The following is a 16,881-nucleotide window of genomic DNA, read 5'->3' on the forward strand; positions in this document are numbered from 1 at the left end:
TTTACATTTTGTTTTCAACTTTTTTGTTTCAAAACACTTCAAAGACAGCACATTTCTGCTTTCAATACACAACCACACTCACATCATTACCGATGTAGTGGCCAAAAAAAGCCCCGCAAAAGCGGGGCTTAACCGATAACAACCGGCTACAGTTTGAGATGGTGCTTCCCGTGGGCGACTTTGGCCTTGAGGTAATTTTCATTACCAGACTTGATGTGCGCCGATGTATTCACCACTTCTTCAATATCAATACCGTGCTCTTTAAGCTCACGTACTTTCTTAGGATTATTAGTCACCAGACGGATCTTAGATACCCCCAGAGCTTTCAGCATTTGTGCCGCTTCAGTGAAATCGCGCAGGTCATCACCAAAACCAAGATGGTTATTGGCTTCGTAGGTATTCATTCCTTCACTTTGCAAACGGTAAGCGTCAATCTTATTGTAAAGACCAATACCACGACCTTCCTGACGCAAATAAAGGATAATGCCGCCCGTATCGCCCATCTTATTAATGGTTTCTTCCAACTGCTCACCACAGTCACAGCGTGAAGAGTGGAACACGTCTCCGGTCAGACATTCTGAATGCATACGAACCAGTGGTACCGGGTCATTGTGATCGGCCTGTTTAAAAATAACCGCAACATGTTCTTTGTCCGTTTTCAGACCACGGAATGAGAGAATTTCCGCATCAATGTTGCTTTTGGCTCCGACTTTAAAATCTACTCTGGCTCTTACTTCCGCCATATTCCCACTCACTTGCAATGTCGCACGCTGCGATACTATTAAACCATGCATTACTGCACTCTCTGTTGCCACTTATCATGGGGGTTGATACCCGAGATTTCAACGATTAGATCACTTCTGTATCTCGCAGCTCCCACCCCGTCTAGTGCTGGGAGGAGCGGAAGTACACAGCAATCCACAGGCGTTCACCAATCGATGCAGCAAAATGTTATAATATAACATTTTAGTTTAATGGCAATAAAAAACCTTCGTCAGATGACTAACGAAGGTTTCTGGGAAATCCGTATAAAGTTAAATGATATTAGTGTGTTTGCTTTTTCTTCCAAACAGAAAGTTCAATCCACACATTTTCCAACTCTCTTAATTCTTCTTCCGTTAATAACGAAAGCGTTGGCTTAGATTGAGGAAGCGTATACGACTGCAGAGAACTTATCTGCGCGTAAAAATCCTTCTTTAATTGAGAGATTAACGAGTCCACTGCTTTTTCCCGGAATCTAATAATTCTTTAACTGTAATTAAATAATATCATATTGATTATTAATCGGGCACTCAATTCCAAAATATGGAATAACCATCACAGTTTATCTCTATAAGATCTATTGATCTTTTTTAAGATCATTTGATCTATTAGCCGAATAAAATGATCACCTTGAATATTATCAATGTTTCTGATTGCAGTTGTATGAATTAGAGAATGAACAAACAGAACTCTTTAGAAAAATATAATTATTTCTTTTTATTCATTCACTTATGAGATTTTTATTTTCGATTGCTAAGATATGCCGTCCGAGAAAATAATTGCATATCGATATGCGATTAAACTCGTTAAATAGATCTTGATGATGATGAAAATAAAAAGGCAACATCATGTTGCCTTTTTAGATCAGTTGCGATTACCGAGTTTAACCATACCGAGGGAATTGAACCAAAGTGCTTCATTTCGTCTTCTGGCTATTAATATTGGCCCGTCATCATAAAATAAAAAGTTCTTCCAGTTTCTTTTAAACACAGACCATTTCGTTTCAATCACATTGTACTTTTCATAGCAGAAATAGACAGTTACATCATCTTGCCAATCCAAATGAGCCAGAATTTCCGCAGGCAAACCGACCTCATCGTCTTCCCAGGCTAGCATCCAGTCTACTTCTCCGACCCAGTTGCTCTCTTTCTGAGGCCAGTCTGATGCACTGAGTCTTTCTGAATCTGGGCTTTGTGCACTGATGTTGTCTTTCCACAATTGTGCGGACCTTGCCTGTGTCATCGGTTTGATCCATTCAAGATCATCACTGGCAACCGGCATCGATTGGTGAGTAAAAATCCATTTTCTTTGGTATTGATCCAAAGGCAAATACGACATTAATTTTCCTCGTTACCTTGAAGCCACCCTTTTGCGGTGGCGTCTTCTATCATTTGTTGGGCTTTTTCCCACAGCACTGTTGAGCCATCTTCGATACGTCGGTTGATGCTCAGCGCTTGCTCGGTTTTCACACCATTTTCCTGCCAGCTTTGCCCTTGATTATGATAATTCAACAACATGGGAATGATGCGATCCAGCGCTTTGGCGAAACGGGCATCGCCCGATTGAGCACTCTCAAATTCCAGCCATAACGCTTTCAGTTCTCTGGCCTGATCGTCCGGCAACATACCAAACAACCGCTCTGCCGCTGCCATCTCTTTCTGCGCTTGCAGCTCAGAAGCGGCAACATCATAAACAAAGGTATCACCCGCATCAATTTCAACAACGTCATGGATCAGCAACATCTTGACCACCCGGTCGATATTGACCGGCTCATTGGCGTGTTCTTCCATTAACACTGCCATTAGGGCAACGTGCCAACTGTGCTCTGCACTGTTCTCCAGGCGTTTGTCCGCACTTTTCACACGGGTTCGCCTGAGAACAGACTTAAGGCGATCCAGTTCCAATACCAGTGCCAACTGTTGTTCCAACCTTTGGTTCATATCAGACCTCTTTCCAGTTTCGGTTGATCAGCGCCATCAGGTTATGATCTTCCCAGCGCCCGTTAATCAACAGGTAATCTTTAGCAAACCCTTCGTGTTCAAAGCCGATGGTTTCCAACACCGATTCACTGCGCTTGTTAGCCGGAATGTAACCGGCCATGATGCGATGCATGTTCTGGATACGAAACATGTAGTCCACTGCCATTCTTAATGCCCGGGTCATCACGCCCCGCCCTTGCGCTTGCTCGGCCAGTGAGTAACCAACGTTACAGGCATGAAATGGAAAACGAGTCAGGTTACTGAATGAAATGGTTCCCAGCATGGCCCCTGTCTCACGTTCGATGATGATCAGGTAGTAGCCAAGCCCCATCTTGTGCAACTCATGCAACTTGATCAATTTCTGTGTCCAGCCCTGTACCGAGTAGAATGCCTGCTCTCGTTTGGGTTCCCATGGCTGAAGGTGAACCCGATTGGTACTGTAGTAGTCCACAATCATTGCAGCATCGGTAACGTCGGCGGTTCTCAGTATGATATCGTCATCGACTTCATACACTTGCGCGGGCGTGCTGATTTTATCCATCATTTCTTTCTGATCCCGTAGTCGCGCAGTTTATTCGCCACCGAGGTATGCGACACATTCAGTCGTTTGGCCAGTTTACGACTGGATGGGAAAGACTGATACAAACGTTCCAACACCTGAGCTTCATACTCTTTCATAATTTCATCCAGCGAACCATCAAGATTAATACTCGGTGCACTGCCGGACACACTTTCCAACTGCGGCAAATGGAACAAATCAATCGTCAGTGTATCTGCGGACAACTCGGTCAGCGCCCGCAGTACCATGTTATCCAGTTGACGCATATTGCCCGGCCATTGATAGTTCGAGAGCTGGTCCACCAAATCTTCACTGAGTTCGGGTTTCATCATACCAAGTTGCTTGATGTACTTGGCGACAAACAATTCCAGTAGCGGTGCAATATCGCTGGCGCGTTCGCGCAGTGGCGGAATGCGTAGCGTTAGTACATTGAGGCGATAGAACAAATCTTCACGGAATGACCCCGACTCTGCCAAATCGGACAACTGATGGCGCGTCGAGGCAATAACCCGAACATCCACGTGCACTTCGTGCTCTTCGCCCACTCGGCGGAATGTACCGTCCTGAAGAAAACGCAGCAGTTTAATTTGCAGGTGCGGGCTCATCTCGCCGATTTCGTCAAGAAAGACGGTTCCGCCATTCGCCTGTTCAAAGATGCCTTTGTGTCCTTGCTCGTGATTAAACGATCCCGGAGCATGACCAAATAACTCAGTCTCGGCCACATCATCCGGCATCGAAGCACAACTCAGGACCAAAAAAGGTTCTGACGCGCGGTGAGAGCGGTTGTGGCAAGCGCGTGCCAGCATCTCTTTACCGGTACCGGTTTCGCCTTCAATCAGCAAAGGCTGATCAAGCATCGAGAGCTTTTTCGCTTGCCCAATCAAAGCCTTGTGCTTATTGGAAACGCCAACAAAATGTTCAAAGCCGAGATTGTTCTGCTCTGGCAACATCTGGTCTATCAACGCAGGTTGTGCGGCGCTGCGAATGATCATCACCGTACTGGCCAGAATAGACTCTTTCGCTTCACTGGTAATGTAGACCGGCATAATTTCCATGACGTAATCTAAGCCGTCAATCACTAGGTTTTCGCGCTTGCGCGTGATGGTGCCTTCCGCCCATTTTGAGAAATTGAAACTGGGTAACAGTGTCGAAATCTGCTGCGCAAGAATCTGGTCTTCGTTTTGGCTAAACAAACTGAGCGCAGCGTGGTTGGCCATATCAACATGACCTTTGAGGTCAATCGCCAGAACCGGATCCGGCAGATTATTCAACAGAGAAATCAGTTCGGTGTTATGCCGTTCCATCGGCATAAACTGAATCTTACGAACGTCTTTGACACCAGAGATGCGACGGATTTCTGCCATCAGTTCACTAAAGGTATCAAAGTCGATATCCGGGCAGTTAAGGTAGATAATGCCAGAAATATCAATTTCAATGCCGCGCAAATCAATGTTTCTGGAGGCAAGAATATCGAGTAGCTCACGGGTAAGACCGAGTCTATCTTCACAGAAAACTTCTAGACGCACTGGAAAGTCCCTAAATTCGAAGGTGTCAGGAAAAGTTGACAGTAGTTTCGCCTAAGGTCTGAATCGCGTCAAGAAGTCTCCGTGAGTCGACATCACATTCGCTGCTATTTCATTGTAATCGCAGTGACTTTTGCCACAATTTGCTTACGAATTGCGCTCAGTTTCACCGCGCGGTCTTTGTGCCAGGGCATCGGACGCAACAGTGACATGGCCTTCAGACCAAGTCTGGCCGTGAGAATGCCCACACCAAGCCCCTGCCCTGCGCGCGCAGACAAGCGCCCCGCTAGATCCATCGACAACAGATCCATACCAGCGTCAACAGCCAATTCACCGGCTCCGGCCGCGGCCATATTGATGAACACGGCTTTCAGTAACTTGATGCGCGACCAATACCCCAATTCAACGCCGTATATCTCCGCCAGTTTATCGATCATCTTGAAGTTGCGCCAGGCAACCAACAACATATCTGCAATCGCCAACGGGCTGATCGCGACCAATGCGGCGGCTTCCGTTGAAAACTGAGACACCACTTTGGTGGCTTGTTTGTCTTGTTCAGCAACCACCATCGCATCGTACATATCCAGAATTTCGGCATCACTGTGCGCATCATGCACACTGTTGAACCAGCGATCATAAGCCGGGCTTTCCGGCTGTACACCGCTCTCTTTCGCCAACTGTTCACAAAATGCTTTACCATGTCCGACGCTGTCGTTGAGGATAAGTTGCTCACTCTGCTCCTGAACGCTGAAATGATTGCGCAATCGGCGCAGTTTCCATAATTCTTTGCCAATAGCGCCGATACCCAGCGCTGACAAACCGGCGATAAAGCCAGACCAGCCCAAAGCCAGCCAGTCGCTCTGCTGAATCGCGCCCACCAGCGAATCAACCGCTTGCCATCCCAACAGCGCGGCAAATGTGATAGACAAACCCGTGGCCAGCCATTTGCGTCCCTTTCGCGGACGAATGACCTGCTCCAACTGCTGCTCAGGCATGGCGTCGGAAGACTCACTCTCAGCAGTCTGTGGTACAAAACGCTGTTCGGCGTTAAATTGCTGCTGAGCGGTGAGCTCATCTTGCTCGAGAGGAGCATCGTTGAGTGGCTGATCGAAAATTTGCTTGCTCTTCAAATCACTCATTTCAATTTATCTCCAATCAAAGTTTCTAACGCTTTGTCCATACGGATATGCCTAAGCGGCTCGTCTGACTCCGAAGCCATCGGCCGGAACGCACTGAACTCAAATCCTTTGTTTTGCCAGAAGCCTGAGCCTGGCAGTTTCTTCGGCACTTCTCCCGGAAAGACCGTCAGCGCAGTACCGTCCAGCGTGTATCCCTGAAGCGCAGGCGTGCGCTCATCACCGGAAGAGATAAAACCAGATTGCGTCGCCTGAACCGACGCCATACTGATGCAGCTCATCCCGATATTTTCATACGCCGCACTCTGCCAGGACGGATGTACCATCTGCTGCAACAGAGCGACCAGATTAGGGTGCTGCTCCGGCGTTACGTGATCCGCTTTGGTTGCCGCGAACAACACTTTATCGATCTTGGGGGAAAACAAACGCTTAAGCAGACTACTACGTCCATACTTGAAGCTTTTCATGATCTGCTCCAACGCATGGCGCATGTCGTGAAACGACTCGGCACCAGAGTTCAGCGGCGACAGACAATCCACCAACACAATTTGTCGATCAAACGTGGAAAAGTGATGCTTATAGAAAGCTTTCACCACTTTCTGTTGATATTCCTGATAGCGTGATTTCAATGCCGTGTAGTTACTGCGCTTATCGGCTTTATCACCCCCATCCAGCAAAACCGGAAAAAACTGCAGGACTGGCGCACCATCCAATTCCCCCGGGAGGACAAAGCGGCCCGGTTGCACCCAGTGCAGCCCGCTCGCCTTGCAGTCGTGCAGATAACGGGTGTAACTCTGAGCGATTTGCTCCAACTGTTTCTCGTTTACTTCCGCTCGCAGGTCGAGCGACCCCAGCTCGGTGAGCCACGCTTGTGCCAATGAGCCTCTCAAACCCGTCATCGCGTCAAACTGCGTTTGTGACCACGTATCGAAGTCCATCTCCAGCAACGGCAAATCCAGCAACCATTCACCCGGATAATCAATAATATCAAGATGCAGCGTACTGGTACGGCTGAGCAGTTTTTTGGTCCGACTTTTCGGCTGATACTTGATCGCCAGCCGAATTTCGCTGACATCACGCGTCGGCTCAGGCCATTGTGGAGGGGCAGCATGCAAATGTGCCATCGCTTCGTCATAGGAGAAACGCGGCACCATCATGTTGACCTGTGGTACTCGCTTAGCGCCAATGATCCGCTGATCACGCGCAGCCGCCAATAAGGGCAAATTGTCGTGTGTCGATGTGTGAAGTAATTGATTCACCATAGAAGTGATAAAGGCCGTCTTGCCGGCTCTGGATAAGCCGGTAACAGCGATACGGACATGAGAGTCCAACCCGCGATTAATAAAGTCATTCACTTCTTGGGTAATACGCTTCATTCAGTCTCCCTCAAATTACCAAGACGGGCGTAGTTTATATTCATCAATCTTAATACGAGATGAACGAAAAAGCCCCTGAGTTAAATCAGGGGCTTATAGAAAGTTGCAGTTCTTAAGACTAATCGTCTTCAATCAGCTTGTAGATGACAAACAATGAAATCTCGACCAGCACCCACAGCACACAGCTGATCGTGACGTATTTCTCGTCGAAGATACTGATACCATGGAGAATCAGATCATAGCCCACAAAGCCGCCTATCACGACCGCGATAATGATCTGCAAAATTTGAATAAAGCGAGGCATAGCGCTCTCCTGACGTTTTTAAATTAATCATTCATTATATAGACAAAAAGTGCAGCATACGCTGCACTTATGTCAAATGTTTGCTAGTAAAATCAGCATTTTGTCACAGTCTTCTGCTGAGTCGTTACTTTTCCATTTCAGCAATTTTGACTTTCCATGTGTCCGGGCCCACCTGGTGCGCGTTCACGCCCGATGAATCGACCGCAACGGTCACTGGCATATCTTCGACTTCGAATTCATAAATGGCTTCCATGCCCAGATCTTCAAACGCCACCACGCGTGCTTTCTTGATTGCTTTCGAGACCAGGTACGCGGCGCCGCCAACCGCCATCAGATACACCGCTTTATGGTTTTTGATCGATTCAACCGTCGCAGGGCCCCGTTCAGCCTTACCAATCATCCCCATAATGCCGGTTTTCTCGAGCATCATGTCGGTAAACTTATCCATACGAGTCGACGTCGTTGGGCCAGCAGGGCCGACCGCTTCATCACCTACAGCATCAACCGGACCAACGTAGTAAATGAATTTGCCTTTGAAATCCACGCCCTCAGGCAAGCCTTCGCCGTTGTCGAGCATGGTTTGGATGCGTTTGTGCGCCGCATCACGACCCGTCAGGATCTTACCAGACAACAACAGCGTTTCGCCGGTCTTCCATTGCTGGGCGTCTTCAGCCGTGACCGTATCCAGGTTAACACGACGTGTGTTCGCCCCCGCTTCCCAAGTGATTTGCGGCCACTCTTCCAACTTCGGTGGTTGCAGATCCGCCGGGCCGCTGCCATCAAGCGTAAAGTGTACGTGACGCGTCGCTGCACAGTTGGGGATCAAACATACTGGTTTCGACGCTGCATGCGTCGGCGCAGTTTTGATTTTCACATCCACCACAGTCGTCAGACCGCCCAAACCTTGCGCCCCGATGCCCAACTTGTTGACTCGGTTAAAGATATCCAAACGAAGCTCTTCTTCCGCATTTTGTGGGCCGCGTTCGATCAGTTCCTGAATATCGATGTGTTCCATCAAAGACTCTTTGGCCAGCACCGCGGCTTTTTCTGCTGTGCCACCAATACCAATACCCAGCATACCCGGTGGACACCAGCCCGCTCCCATAGTCGGCAGTGTTTTTTCTACCCATTCGGCAATGTCATCGGATGGGTTTAACATCACCATCTTGGTTTTGTTTTCAGAGCCGCCGCCTTTCGCCGCGATCTGAATTTCTACTTTATTACCCGGCACCATGTTGATGTGCACAACCGCAGGTGTGTTGTCTTTGGTGTTGATGCGTTTACCAGCCGGATCCATCAGTACCGAGGCACGCAGCGGGTTATCCGGATTGGTGTAGGCCTGACGTACGCCTTCATCAACCATCTGCTGGACTGTCATGTCCGTCGAGTCCCACTGAACCCCCATGCCGATGTTGACGAAACAGGTCACAATACCCGTGTCCTGACAAATCGGTCGGTGGCCTTCTGCCGACATACGGGAGTTGATCAGTATCTGCGCGATGGCGTCTTTGGCTGCCTGGCTTTCTTCACGGTGATAGGCTTTTTCAAGGGCTTGAACAAAGTCGAGAGGGTGATAGTAGGAAATATACTGAAGTGCATCAGCGACACTGCTGATCACATCTTGCTTGCGAATTACCGTCATTGCATGCCTCATTATAATTATGCTTCCATTGTCGCCACTGACTTGTCATTTGGACGGACAGAAGCGCCAATCGGCGTGTGACTGCAACAAAACGACTGAAGTAGCGGCGTTAGATTCGGATATGATACTCTTGCTTTCCTCAACACGCCATGCAGTGATCGAACTCTTTGTCACAAATTAAACAAATGAATAACAACGACCTGAATCCCATTCAAACAAAAGCGGTCAGTTATGATACTGAGCTTGCTAAGCAACTGTTTTGCAACATCGAACATCAGCCCTGGGCGATGTTATTGCGTTCCGCATCCGAGTCGCATATTGACAGTCGATTCGATATTCTGGTGGCCTGTCCGGTGGCGACCCTGACCACCCGTCAACAACAGACCGAAATTCAGACGCCTTCCGAATCTTACCTCTCCAAAGCGGATCCTTTTGCCTTAATTCAGCAGTTGCAGCAACAGTGGCTCCCGGAGGTGACCTGCGATTTGGATCTCCCGTTTGTGGGGGGCGCTCTGGGTTATTTTGCTTACGATTTGGGCCGTCGCGTTGAGGTGATGCCAGAGTTGGCGGCGCGTGATCTCCACACTCCTGATATGGCGGTAGGCCTGTATGATTGGGCATTGATCGTTGATCATCAGCAACACTCCGCCTATGTCGTCGGTAACCAGGTAGAGCAGCGCTGGCAATGGCTGTGCTCTCAGCAGGCGAAAACGACTGACGCTTTCACCCTGACGTCCGGCTGGGCCTCCAATATGAGCAAAGCCGACTACACGAACAAATTCAACCAGGTGCAAGATTACCTGTTGTCCGGTGACTGCTACCAGATCAATCTCGCTCAGCGTTTTTCCGCCCGGTATCACGGTAGCGAATGGCAAGCCTACGACAAGCTAGAGCGTTTCAATCTGGCACCATTTTCCGCCTTTATTCGTACCGAAAGCGGCGCCATACTCAGTGTCTCTCCCGAACGTTTTTTGCAAGTCAATCAACGTATGATTGAGACCAAACCCATTAAAGGTACTCGGCCGCGCTCGGAAGATCCACAAACCGATGCGGCCAGCGCCAGAGAACTGGCCGAAGCTGAAAAGGATCAGGCTGAAAACCTGATGATCGTTGACCTGCTGCGTAATGACCTTGGCCGCGTAGCCAAGCCCGGCAGTGTGCATGTGCCCAAGTTATTTGATATTGAAAGCTTTCCTGCGGTGCATCATCTGGTCAGCACTATTCGAGCTGAGCTGGATCCGGCATATTCACCGACGGATTTGCTGCGCGCCAGTTTTCCTGGCGGTTCCATTACCGGTGCACCAAAAATTCGCGCGATGGAAATCATTGAAGAGCTGGAACCTCACCGCCGCAGCGCCTACTGCGGCAGCATCGGCTATATCAGTCGCCATGGTCGGATGGACACCAGCATCACTATACGCACTTTGGTAGCGGAACAAGGCCAACTGTTTGCCTGGGCCGGCGGTGGCGTGGTGGCTGACAGTCAGTGCGACGCTGAATATCAGGAAACACTGGATAAACTGAGCCGTATTCTGCCTGTATTAGCCAGGCACTGAGCGCGCTAGCGCACCCACTTACGTATCATCTTCTCCAGGTCTGCGGCCGTGTAGGGTTTCGTCAGAATATCGTTCATGCCGCAGACGATGCACCGTTTCCGCTCTTCCAGCGTAGTTCCGGCCGTAATCGCGATGATCGGCATTCCATAACCCAAACTGCGCAGTCGCTCTGTCGCCTCAAAACCGTCCATTTCAGGCATCCGGCAATCCATAAAGATCAAATCGTAGCGATTGCCTTCCACCGCCTGAAGCGCTTCCAGTCCGGTGAAGCTGGTGTCGGGCATGATGCCGAACTTTTTCAGCATTTCCTGCACGATGATCTGATTCATACGGATGTCATCAACCACTAACACTTTCAGCTCTGACAAGGGTTTCAGGCGCTCGTTGAGTTGACCGGATTTGTTGTTGCGCTTGACTGGCTTGCTCCCCCGGCGCAGCGGCAGCAACACCCGAAACGTCGAGCCGACATTTTCGACACTTTGGCAGTCCAGTTGCCCCTTCATCAGCGAGACCAGATTGTGACAGATCGCCAGCCCTAGTCCTGAGCCCTCATAATGACGTTTGGTCGAACGGTCAGCCTGCACGAAGGGATCAAACAAGGTTGCCAGCGCCGAAGACGGAATGCCGACCCCCGTGTCCTGAACCTGAAATTCCAATCCGTCATCGGTGTAGCTCACGACCAGCTTGACCATGCCAGTATGAGTAAACTTGATCGCATTGCCGATCAAGTTGACCAGAATCTGGCTGATACGCTCTTGATCGCCCATCAGACACTGTGGAATGACGGTACGTTGTTCAATCACAAACTGAATCGCTTTCTCGGTCGCCTTGGGTGTGAAGATCCCCAGCATGACCTTTTCCAGATCGTGCCAGTCAAACGGCGCCACAATCAGCGCCATCACTCCGGCACTGATTTTACTGAAATCGAGCAGATCATTGATGATGACCCGGAGCAGCTCGCCAGAGTGCACCAAATTGCTCAAAAACTGCTGTTGATGACTATCCAGAGACGTACTCGCCAACAGTTCAGCGTTGCCCAATAGACCATTTAAGGGTGTTCTGAGTTCGTGATTGATCATCGCAACGAATTCTTTTGTCGCTCGCTCGGAGGCTTCCGCACGCTGGCGAGCGTCTATGGTTTCTTCCGCTCTGATTTGCCGGGTCAGTGCGCTTGCCAATAAATCTCTGACCAGCAGCATCTGCTCTTCAATGTATTCCCGCTCGACCATGCCATGCTCAACTTCAAGCAACAACGCACCAACGGATTCGCCATCAACAAGCAAGGGCAGACTCAGAAAGTTGTCATGCCAGCACACCAAATGGAATTGATGAATTTTCCGCTGCAGCATTGAATCCCCGAACCATGACGAGCGAATGCTGTTCAATAGCCCCGAGTTGAGCGATAACCCGGCTCTCAATATAACGGAAGCATGCCTGAGTCAATCCAGCAGTCGGTTGAGCAGGCGGTCATCAAGAGTATGGGAGAGAAAGGCACTACCAAACTGGATTAAGGCGTGATCAACCTGATGGTTAAACTCCAGCTTAGAGATGTCGTATTCCGATTTCAGTTCAAGGTGCGTCAGCGCAACGCTGAGTTTCTGATTGAGTCGGTAAAGTTCCAGGCTTTTTTGCTCAAGCAGTTGTTCCGCTTCCTGACGGGCGGCTTTTTCTCGGATGAGTTTACGCTGTAACGCCGAATCTTCAGACATGGTTTTAAACCAAAGTCAGAGCAAAACGCACATGGCTGGGAGCGGATTGCAGTGTCATGACAATATCGACACGCTCTCCAAAATGGGCAGCGCACCCTTTGATCAACCCGAAACACACGTGAGCCAGGCAACGGGCGCTGCGATAGTCGAACTCCATATAGCTTTTCTACTCACTGATAAACTCAAATCTGGGTGGTTTCGCATCCGGGTACAGTTTCTTCACTTCCAGATGAATGTATTCTTCGACATGACGGATAAAAGCGAAACAAGAGGAAAAGTACGGAGTGCTGACATTGGACGGCAGGCTCAGATACAGGTTGTCGAACGCTGCCCGGCCAAAAAGCTGTTGCAGTTGTTCAGCGGAAACACCGGTCACTTGACTGAGATTCTGAATCAGCCTGACCAACTCCCGGTGATCGTAACTGCCAACAGAGGTATATGCACCCGGGTTGGCTGACATGCGGAGGACGGTGTCCAGAACCTCTAACCCAAACTTCTCTTCGACTAAATCCATGAACTCAGTAAAAATAATGCCTTTCATCTTTATGAGCTACCTTTATTATTAGCTAGGTAAAGCATGATCGAGAACTTCGGCTTTTTCAAATAATTAGCCACGGCTTTATGGTGTTCATTCATATTATGCACCGCGTAGCAAATCATGATTTTCAGACAGGAGAGCCAGTGAAACTGACCAGAAGCACATTAATGCGGAATTTCCAATTGCAACGCCCTGCCCGTTATCACGCAGAAGCGCTGCGCAGAACCGAACACCTGCGTTCAGAACACCTGCGCGAAGCGGCCGTGCTCATCGGCTTCATTGAACGTGATTCCGGCCTCAATGTTCTGTTTACCCGTCGGGCGATGCATTTGCGTCACCACCCGGGGCAAGTCAGCTTTCCTGGCGGGAAAAAAGAAACGGATGATTTGTCAGTGTATCACACAGCAATACGCGAAACCTTTGAAGAAACAGGCATTCGTCCTGATCAAATTGAAATATTCGGCCATCTTCCTGAACTGGCGACCATCAGCCGTTTTGCTGTCACCCCGGTACTGGCGTTTATCGATCAGGATTATCAGTTGACGATCGATAAAAACGAAGTGGATGAAGCATTCGAAGTCCCCGCAGATTATGTGTTCAGCAAAACCAATTTATTTACCCAAACGTTTCAGATTAAAGACACGGCTCATCGTATATTTGCTATTCCATATCAGCATCACTTCATATGGGGCATGACCGCGCAAATCATTCAGGCCATGCAAAAACAGATCGCTTAGGAAATGAATATTCAACAGTTCTCATTTGCTATGGTTCAGATTAGTTTTTCTCACCCCTCAAAAAGAAAATCGGTTGCGATCACACTCATCAGAATAAATTATCACCCAGATTAGTTTTTCTAATTCCAATCATTAGCAATAATCATGTGTGGCACGATATTTTCGTGATAAAACGCCGGTTTTTGACATATCATTCAATAAGCGCGGGCGATACATGATTTAGATCTATTTTTGGTGCAACAAAATCTTGCAAAATTGCGCCCGACTTATTTCCTGTTCCCAAAAATGAGTATTCCAATATGAACTCTAACACTTCTGCGGTTTCTACCGCACAATCTTCTAGTAAGTTTACTTACAAAGATTTCACTTGGTGTCTGTCGCTGTTCGGTACAGCGGTCGGCGCCGGCGTTCTTTTTCTCCCGATCAAAGCGGGTGCTGGCGGCTTCTGGCCATTAGTAATCTTAGCTTTAATTGCTGCACCAATGACGTGGTTCGCCCACAAATCTCTGGCTCGTTTCGTTCTGTCTGCGAAAAACCCTGAAGCAGACATCACCGATACCGTAGAAGAACATTTCGGTAAGACTGGCGCCAACCTTATTACATTCGCCTATTTCTTCGCCATCTATCCGATCGTTCTTATTTACGGCGTCGGCATCACCAACACGGTTGACTCTTTCCTGGTTAACCAAATCGGCATGGAATCCATTCCTCGCTGGCTGCTGTCTGGCGCCCTGATTCTGGCGATGACCGCAGGTGTCGTGTTCGGTAAAGATCTGATGCTAAAAGCCACTTCAGCAATGGTTTACCCTCTGGTATTCATCCTGCTGGCGTTGTCTGTTTACCTGATCCCTGAGTGGAACACCTCAATGATGGATGTCGCACCAGACTGGGGCTCAATGCCAACCATCGTATGGCTGGCGATTCCAATCATCGTGTTCTCATTCAACCACAGCCCAATCATCTCGCAGTTCTCAAAAGAACAACGTCGTGTATATGGTGAAAAAGCGGTAAGCAAAACTGACGCTATTACTGGCGGTGCAGCAATGATGCTGATGGGTTTTGTCATGTTTTTCGTGTTCTCTGTCGTGCTTTCTCTGTCTCCAGAGCAGCTGGCGATGGCAAAAGAGCAAAACATTTCCGTTCTGTCTTACCTGGCAAACATTCACGAATCACCACTGATCTCATACATGGGTCCACTGGTTGCCTTTGCAGCTATCACATCAAGCTACTTTGGCCATTTCCTGGGTGCTCACGAAGGTCTGGTTGGTCTGATCAAGTCTCGCTCCGATGCTCCAGTAAGCAACATTGAGAAAGGCTCACTGCTGTTCATCGTTATTACCACTTGGGCTGTTGCCGTATACAACCCAAGCATCCTGGGCATGATCGAAACCATGGGTGCACCGATGATTGCAGCGATTCTGTTCCTGATGCCTGTTTTTGCGATGCAAAAAGTACCAGCAATGGCGAAGTACAAAACTTCAGCACCTGTTCAGATTTTCACAGTAATCTGTGGTTTTGCTGCCATTAGTTCTGTAATCTACAGCGCTCTTTAATCTCGCAGCCGATACAGACGAGAATAAAGACAAACACATAACGATAATAATAAGCCTCCCTCCTCCTCGGGAGGCTTAATTTTGAGGTAATCAAAATGATTAGTGTATTTGATATCTATAAAATCGGCGTTGGACCATCCAGTTCACACACTGTTGGTCCAATGAAGGCGGGTAAAGAGTTTATTGATGACCTGCGCTCTATGGGAAAGCTGCGCGACATCACTAAAATTACCGTCGACGTTTATGGATCATTATCACTGACAGGGAAAGGTCACCATACAGATATCGCGATCATCATGGGTCTTGCTGGCAACACTCCTGAGAAAGTAGATATCGATTCTATTCCGGGCTTTATTGCACGTGTAGAGGAAACGGAACGTCTACCTGTTGGCATGCACTGTCATACGGTGTCATTCCCTCGTGAAGGCGGAATGAACTTCCACAAAACCAATCTGGAACTGCATGAGAACGGCATGCAAATCCACGCTTGGATCGACGAAGAAAAAGCGTACTCGAAAACCTACTACTCTATCGGTGGTGGCTTTATCGTAGACGAAGAGAACTTCGGTAAAGAAATTGAAAATCCGATCAAAGTCCCTTACGAGTACACGTCAGCTGAAGAACTGATTAATCACTGTAAAGAGAGCGGACTGTCGATCAGTGCGCTGGTGATGCAGAACGAACACGCTCTGCATTCAGACGAAGAAATTCGTACCTACTACGCCAATATCTGGAAAACCATGCGCGAATGTATGGAACGCGGTATGAACACTGAAGGCATTCTGCCAGGGCCTCTGCGTGTACCACGTCGAGCGGCGGCATTGCGTCAACAGTTGATGACGTCTGAGAAGACCACCAACGATCCAATGTCTGTGGTTGACTGGGTAAACATGTTTGCTTTTGCCGTTAACGAAGAAAACGCCGCTGGCGGACGGGTGGTTACCGCGCCAACCAACGGTGCCTGCGGTATCATTCCTGCAGTTTTGGCGTACTACGACAAGTTCATTCAGACGGTGACGGAAAAAGATTACATCCGTTACTTCGCCGCTTCTGGCGCAATCGGCGGTCTGTACAAACGCAATGCTTCAATCTCTGGTGCAGAAGTTGGTTGTCAGGGCGAAGTCGGCGTTGCGTGTTCTATGGCTGCGGCCGGCCTGGCTGAGTTGATGGGCGGTAGCCCTGAACAGGTATGCATGGCGGCCGAGATCGCTATGGAACACAACCTGGGTCTGACGTGTGACCCAGTGGCCGGTCAGGTTCAGGTTCCGTGTATCGAACGTAACGGTATCGCAGCAGTGAAATCGATCAACTCATCGCGTATGGCTCTGCGTCGCTCTTCAGCGCCACGTGTTTCGCTGGATAAAGTTATCGAAACCATGCTGGAAACCGGCAAAGACATGAACGCGAAATACCGTGAAACGTCACAAGGCGGTTTGGCGATCAAAGTCGTGTGTTAATCGACACTCAAGATCAAAAAACCCGGGCATGTCCCGGGTTTTTTATTTGC

General features: G+C 48.8%; 13 protein-coding genes and 2 pseudogenes. 4 read left to right on the plus strand and 11 right to left on the minus strand.

The features are described from left to right. Nucleotides 1–146 precede the first annotated feature (146 nt). The 9 genes from VPR01S_RS01895 to VPR01S_RS01935 all read right to left on the minus strand — a co-directional run bounded on the left by VPR01S_RS01895 (nt 147) and on the right by VPR01S_RS01935 (nt 9,281). Nucleotides 147–743, minus strand: a complete 597-nt coding sequence (locus tag VPR01S_RS01895; RefSeq protein WP_052035713.1) for a GTP cyclohydrolase II — start codon at nt 741–743, stop codon at nt 147–149. An 883-nt stretch (nt 744–1,626) separates the two neighbouring features. Next, nucleotides 1,627–2,100 carry a DUF2947 domain-containing protein gene (locus tag VPR01S_RS01900; RefSeq protein ID WP_021703602.1) on the minus strand — a complete coding sequence of 158 codons (474 nt, stop codon included), beginning with the start codon at nt 2,098–2,100 and terminating at the stop codon, nt 1,627–1,629. Then, entirely contained in the window at nt 2,100–2,702 is a 603-nt protein-coding gene (locus VPR01S_RS01905; RefSeq protein WP_021703603.1) for an HD domain-containing protein, read from the minus strand. The genes VPR01S_RS01900 and VPR01S_RS01905 overlap by 1 nt, the downstream gene beginning before the upstream one ends. Before the next feature lies 1 nt (nt 2,703). Continuing rightward, entirely contained in the window at nt 2,704–3,282 is a 579-nt protein-coding gene (rimJ, locus tag VPR01S_RS01910) for a ribosomal protein S5-alanine N-acetyltransferase (RefSeq protein WP_021703604.1), read from the minus strand. Further along, nucleotides 3,282–4,826 (minus strand): transcriptional regulator TyrR, encoded by a 1,545-nt coding sequence (gene tyrR / locus VPR01S_RS01915; protein WP_021703605.1) that lies wholly within the window; start codon nt 4,824–4,826, stop codon nt 3,282–3,284. Before tyrR ends, rimJ begins: the two co-directional genes overlap by 1 nt. A gap of 104 nt (nt 4,827–4,930) precedes the next feature. Next, nucleotides 4,931–5,962 (minus strand): YcjF family protein, encoded by a 1,032-nt coding sequence (locus VPR01S_RS01920; RefSeq protein WP_021703606.1) that lies wholly within the window; start codon nt 5,960–5,962, stop codon nt 4,931–4,933. After that, the gene (locus tag VPR01S_RS01925) at nt 5,959–7,335 is read right to left on the minus strand and encodes a YcjX family GTP-binding protein (protein ID WP_021703607.1); all 1,377 of its coding nucleotides are present in this window, start codon (nt 7,333–7,335) and stop codon (nt 5,959–5,961) included. Before VPR01S_RS01925 ends, VPR01S_RS01920 begins: the two co-directional genes overlap by 4 nt. A gap of 118 nt (nt 7,336–7,453) precedes the next feature. After that, complete coding sequence (locus tag VPR01S_RS01930; RefSeq protein WP_021703608.1) at nt 7,454–7,639, minus strand: hypothetical protein; 186 nt, start codon at nt 7,637–7,639, stop codon at nt 7,454–7,456. 124 nt (nt 7,640–7,763) lie between these two features. Next, nucleotides 7,764–9,281: a fumarate hydratase gene (locus VPR01S_RS01935; protein WP_021703609.1), complete on the minus strand. Its 1,518-nt coding sequence runs from the start codon at nt 9,279–9,281 to the stop codon at nt 7,764–7,766. 167 nt (nt 9,282–9,448) lie between these two features. On the opposite strand from VPR01S_RS01935, the gene pabB reads away from it, so the two are divergent. After that, nucleotides 9,449–10,837, plus strand: a complete 1,389-nt coding sequence (gene pabB / locus VPR01S_RS01940) for an aminodeoxychorismate synthase component 1 (protein WP_040902127.1) — start codon at nt 9,449–9,451, stop codon at nt 10,835–10,837. A gap of 5 nt (nt 10,838–10,842) precedes the next feature. Here the strand turns inward: pabB and VPR01S_RS01945 are convergent. Both VPR01S_RS01945 and VPR01S_RS01950 read right to left on the minus strand, forming a co-directional pair. Next, a pseudogene (locus VPR01S_RS01945) lies at nt 10,843–12,546 on the minus strand (ATP-binding protein). Nucleotides 12,547–12,550: 4 nt separating this feature from the next. Next, nucleotides 12,551–13,087: pseudogene (locus VPR01S_RS01950) on the minus strand (heme NO-binding domain-containing protein). A gap of 164 nt (nt 13,088–13,251) precedes the next feature. Between VPR01S_RS01950 and VPR01S_RS01955 the strand changes: the two are divergent. From VPR01S_RS01955 to VPR01S_RS01965, 3 genes are all read left to right on the plus strand, one after another. Continuing rightward, nucleotides 13,252–13,821 (plus strand): CoA pyrophosphatase, encoded by a 570-nt coding sequence (locus VPR01S_RS01955; protein WP_021703615.1) that lies wholly within the window; start codon nt 13,252–13,254, stop codon nt 13,819–13,821. A 299-nt stretch (nt 13,822–14,120) separates the two neighbouring features. After that, nucleotides 14,121–15,374, plus strand: a complete 1,254-nt coding sequence (locus VPR01S_RS01960; RefSeq protein WP_021703616.1) for an aromatic amino acid transport family protein — start codon at nt 14,121–14,123, stop codon at nt 15,372–15,374. 95 nt (nt 15,375–15,469) lie between these two features. Further along, nucleotides 15,470–16,831 (plus strand): L-serine ammonia-lyase, encoded by a 1,362-nt coding sequence (locus tag VPR01S_RS01965; protein ID WP_021703617.1) that lies wholly within the window; start codon nt 15,470–15,472, stop codon nt 16,829–16,831. The last annotated feature ends 50 nt before the right edge of the window (nt 16,832–16,881 follow it).

This window comes from Vibrio proteolyticus NBRC 13287 (assembly GCF_000467125.1).
Classification (GTDB): domain Bacteria; phylum Pseudomonadota; class Gammaproteobacteria; order Enterobacterales; family Vibrionaceae; genus Vibrio; species Vibrio proteolyticus.

Bases quoted from the DNA above. Each gene is read 5' to 3' on its own strand.
- VPR01S_RS01895 (WP_052035713.1), bottom strand. From the start codon at position 743: ATGGCGGAAGTAAGAGCCAGAGTAGATTTTAAAGTCGGAGCCAAAAGC.
- VPR01S_RS01900 (WP_021703602.1), bottom strand. From the start codon at position 2,100: ATGTCGTATTTGCCTTTGGATCAATACCAAAGAAAATGGATTTTTACT.
- VPR01S_RS01920 (WP_021703606.1), bottom strand. From the start codon at position 5,962: ATGAGTGATTTGAAGAGCAAGCAAATTTTCGATCAGCCACTCAACGAT.
- VPR01S_RS01905 (WP_021703603.1), bottom strand. From the start codon at position 2,702: ATGAACCAAAGGTTGGAACAACAGTTGGCACTGGTATTGGAACTGGAT.
- VPR01S_RS01930 (WP_021703608.1), bottom strand. From the start codon at position 7,639: ATGCCTCGCTTTATTCAAATTTTGCAGATCATTATCGCGGTCGTGATA.
- VPR01S_RS01960 (WP_021703616.1), top strand. From the start codon at position 14,121: ATGAACTCTAACACTTCTGCGGTTTCTACCGCACAATCTTCTAGTAAG.
- VPR01S_RS01925 (WP_021703607.1), bottom strand. From the start codon at position 7,335: ATGAAGCGTATTACCCAAGAAGTGAATGACTTTATTAATCGCGGGTTG.
- rimJ (WP_021703604.1), bottom strand. From the start codon at position 3,282: ATGGATAAAATCAGCACGCCCGCGCAAGTGTATGAAGTCGATGACGAT.
- VPR01S_RS01935 (WP_021703609.1), bottom strand. From the start codon at position 9,281: ATGACGGTAATTCGCAAGCAAGATGTGATCAGCAGTGTCGCTGATGCA.
- VPR01S_RS01965 (WP_021703617.1), top strand. From the start codon at position 15,470: ATGATTAGTGTATTTGATATCTATAAAATCGGCGTTGGACCATCCAGT.
- VPR01S_RS01955 (WP_021703615.1), top strand. From the start codon at position 13,252: ATGCGGAATTTCCAATTGCAACGCCCTGCCCGTTATCACGCAGAAGCG.